The organism is Nocardioides sp. (assembly GCF_036401255.1).
In the GTDB taxonomy this organism is placed as follows: Bacteria; Actinomycetota; Actinomycetes; order Propionibacteriales; family Nocardioidaceae; genus Nocardioides.
The window spans coordinates 1-3356 of record NZ_DASWVI010000325.1; the positions used below are offsets into that span (position 1 = coordinate 1).

At 72.8% G+C, this 3356-nt stretch carries 5 protein-coding genes; 1 reads left to right on the top strand and 4 read right to left on the bottom strand.

Annotated features, from left to right (window positions below):
* From VGD85_RS15215 to VGD85_RS15230, 4 genes are all read right to left on the bottom strand, one after another.
* The coding region (locus tag VGD85_RS15215) for a molybdopterin cofactor-binding domain-containing protein (RefSeq protein ID WP_331064278.1) at window positions 1–1011 on the bottom strand (1011 nt) is incomplete at its 3' end.
* Window positions 1008–1460 carry a (2Fe-2S)-binding protein gene (locus VGD85_RS15220; protein ID WP_331064279.1) on the bottom strand — a complete coding sequence of 151 codons (453 nt, stop codon included), beginning with the start codon at window positions 1458–1460 and terminating at the stop codon, window positions 1008–1010. The genes VGD85_RS15215 and VGD85_RS15220, both read right to left, overlap by 4 nt.
* Complete coding sequence (locus tag VGD85_RS15225) at window positions 1460–2104, bottom strand: GntR family transcriptional regulator (protein ID WP_331064280.1); 645 nt, start codon at window positions 2102–2104, stop codon at window positions 1460–1462. The genes VGD85_RS15220 and VGD85_RS15225 overlap by 1 nt, the downstream gene beginning before the upstream one ends.
* The gene (locus VGD85_RS15230; RefSeq protein WP_331064281.1) at window positions 2101–2601 is read right to left on the bottom strand and encodes a VOC family protein; all 501 of its coding nucleotides are present in this window, start codon (window positions 2599–2601) and stop codon (window positions 2101–2103) included. Before VGD85_RS15230 ends, VGD85_RS15225 begins: the two co-directional genes overlap by 4 nt.
* A 144-nt stretch (window positions 2602–2745) precedes the next feature.
* On the opposite strand from VGD85_RS15230, the gene VGD85_RS15235 reads away from it, so the two are divergent.
* On the top strand, window positions 2746–3356 hold a 611-nt coding region (locus tag VGD85_RS15235; RefSeq protein WP_331064282.1), incomplete at its 3' end, for a thiamine pyrophosphate-dependent enzyme.

Sequence of the window (3356 nt, forward strand, 5' to 3'; positions counted from 1 at the left end):
GGCCAGCAGCACGGCGTCGAACGCCGCGTCGTCGGCGGCGTTGTGCCCGTAGCAGCCGGCGTTCTCGACGTGCTCGACCTCCACCGCCGCCGGGTCCAGCGCCAGCGCCCCGGCGATCGCGAGCCGCAGCGCGTGGATGCCTTGGCTGTGGCTCCACACCCGCAGCCTGCCGTCGTCCCACCGGGCGAGGCCGACGCTCGGCGCGATCGAGGCGTGCGCCAGGAACGGCTTGGAGTACGACGCGGTCAGGGCGACGTCGGCCGGGCCGCCCTCGTCGAGCACGGGGATCTCCTCGTGCGGCCCGGTGCGCAGCCACGTCGACAGATCGGCCTCGTCGGGCAGCAGGTCCTGCTCGTCCCACCGGCAGTCCCGCGCCAGCTGCTCCAGGGCCCGGTCGACGTCGACCTCCCGCTCGCCGACCACCCCGACGAAGGAGCCGTCGCGGACGAGCTCGACGCCGGGCGCCTTCCAGTCCGGGTCGAGGTCGGACAGTCGGGCGCCGGGCGACGGCGGCCGCAGCACCCGACCGTGCAGCAACCCGGCGGGGCGGAGGTCGGCGAGGTAGCGCGGCCGGCCGAGCACCTTGTCGGGCAGGTCCAGCCGGGGCGTGCTGACCCCGACCGCGGCGGACGTGACGGAGCCGGCGGTCGGGGCAGTCGTGAGGTCCGTGTCGGGGTCGAGCGCGGCGATGCGCGCGACGTACCCCTCGACGGACGGGTCGGCGAGCGCGCGGACGACCGCGCCGACGTGGCGCAGCGCCGGGCCGGCCTGCAGCACCGACAGGCTGCCCGCGGTGAGGCCCTCGTCCGGGCCGTGCGTCGTGTGGGCCGGCACCATGCGGATCTCGCTCAACGGGAGGGCGAGCGCGTCCGCGGCGATCTGCGCCAGCGCGGTCACGATGCCTTGGCCGAGCTCGACCTTGCCGACATGCACCTCGACGAGCTCCCCAGCGACCGTCACCCAGGTCCCGAGCCGCGGGTTGTCCGCGATGTGGGGAGGCAGGCCGCTCACACCGGCTCCCGAGCGGCGAGCACGGCCTCGATGATGCGGCGCTGTGCCCCGCACCGGCACAGGTTGCGCTCCAGGGCCTCGGCGACCCGGTCGGCGTCGGCGTCGGGCTCGTCGCGCAGCAGCGCGGCCGCGCGCACCACGATGCCGGAGACGCAGAAGCCGCACTGCGCGGCCTGCCGGTCCAAGATCGCCTGCTGCACCGGGTGCGGCACCCCGTCCCGCGAGAGGCCCTCGACCGTCGTCACCGCCCGCCCCTCGACCTGCCACACCGGCGTCTGGCAGGACGGCAGCACCGTGCCGTCGACGTCGACGAAGCAGGCACCGCAGAGCCCCTGCCCGCACCCGAAGCGGGTGCCGACCAGCCCGAGCTCGTCGCGCAGCGCGGTGAGCAGCGGGGTCTCGCCGTCGCTGGTGAGCGAGACGGCGGAGCCGTTGACGGTCAGGTCCATCAGGTGAAGACCTCGGGGTGGTGGGCGAGCTCGTTGCGGGTGCGCCGGATGTGGCCCTCCAGGTAGCGCTCGGCGTCGGAGGCGTCCCGGCGCACCACGGCGTCGAGGATCAGCCGGTGCTCGGCGTTCACGATCCACATCCGGTTGCGACCGCCGAGCGCGACGTAGGCACGGCGGTAGTGCTGGGTGGAGTTCCAGAGCCGGTTGACGTTCTGGTTCAGCGGTTCGATCGAGCAGCCGCTGTAGGTGAGCATGTGGAACTCGCGGTCGAGGTCGAGGAACTTCTCCAGGTCGTCGTTCTCCTCGATCCGGGTCTGCACCTCCTCGAGCCGCTCGTGGTCGGCCGCGCCCAGACTCGGCATGCTCTCGACGAGCGCCAGCGGCTCGAGCCGCTCGCGCATCCGGTAGATCACGTCGACCTCGTGCTGGGTCAGCCTCGGGACGCTCGCGCCCTTGTGCGGCTGGTGCTCGGTCAGCCCCTCGGCCTCGAGCATCCGCAGCGCCTCGCGCACCGGCAGGCGGCTGGCGCCGAGCCGGGCGGCGATCTCCTCCTGCCGGATGCGGTCGCCGGGCACGAGGTCGCCGCCGAGGATCGCCTCGCGGAGGTACGCCGCCACGCGGGCGCTGCTCACGTCGTTGCTCATACTCGGGGATTCTCCCGGTCCCACCGCTTGCCGCCCGGGTAGGAGACGAGCTCGAACTGCATGCCCCAGGGGCTGAGGAAGTAGATCCACCGGTTGCCCTCCGCCGGGCCCCTGCTGGCGGTCGGGCCGGCCAGCACCCGCACCCCGCTCTCCTCCAGGTGGGTGATCGCGGCGTCGAGATCCTCGACGTACAGCGCGATGTGGTGGCCGCCGATGTCGCTGTTGCGCGGGATCGCGTCGCGCTGGTCGGGGGAGCGGTAGTGGAAGACCTCGAACACGGCCTGGTCGCCGCAGCGGAACCACCGGTTCTCCACCATCTCGGCCCGCGGATGCACGCCGAGGTGCTCGGCCATCCAGTCGCTGTCGTCGTGCCGGAACGGCCCCAGCGAGTAGAGGTACTCGCAGCCGAGGACGTCGACCAGGAAGCGGTGTGCCTGGTCGAGGTCGGGCACCGTGAAGCCGACGTGGTCCATCCGGCGCAGCCCGGGCATCGGCATCGAGCGCTCCTTTCGGATCCGATCTGGCGTCGATCCGCAGCAAACCACGCTCTACGGTGTGGCGTCCACCACTTCGGCATCTAGATTTTGGATCCAATCCTGTGTCATCGTGGCGCCGAGCACAGGAACCCGCCAAGGAGAGCCATGCCCGAGCACCACCCCCTCGCCCCCGCCTCCCCGTGGGTGGAGGTCGTCGCCACCGAGGCTGACTGGGACGGCGCCGACCCGCACCTGCTGCGCACGATCTACGCCCAGCTGGTCTGGATCCGGACGTTCGAGCAGTACGTCCTCGACCTGGCCAGCGGCGGCCTGATCCACGGTCCGGCCCACTCCAGCATCGGCCAGGAGGGCGGCGCGGTCGGCTCGGTGCTCGCGCTCACCAGCGAGGACTCCGTCAACGGCTCGCACCGGGGCCACCACCAGTTCCTCGCCAAGGCGCTCCACCACGTCGAGCCCAAGGGTCTCGATCCGCTCGAGGCGCCGTCGGACCCGGTGCGCGAGGTGCTGCTGCGCACCCTCGCCGAGATCTGCGGCCTCGACCGCGGCTGGAGCCATGGCCGCGGCGGCTCGATGCACCTGCAGTGGAAGGACGCCGGCGCGATGGGCACCAACGCGATCGTCGGCGGCGGCGTGCCCCAGGCCGCGGGCTTCGCCTGGTCGCACCGCCAGGCCGGCACCGACGCGGTGTCGGTGACCTACTTCGGCGACGGGGCGGTCAACATCGGCTCCACGCTCGAGACGATGAACCTCGCCGC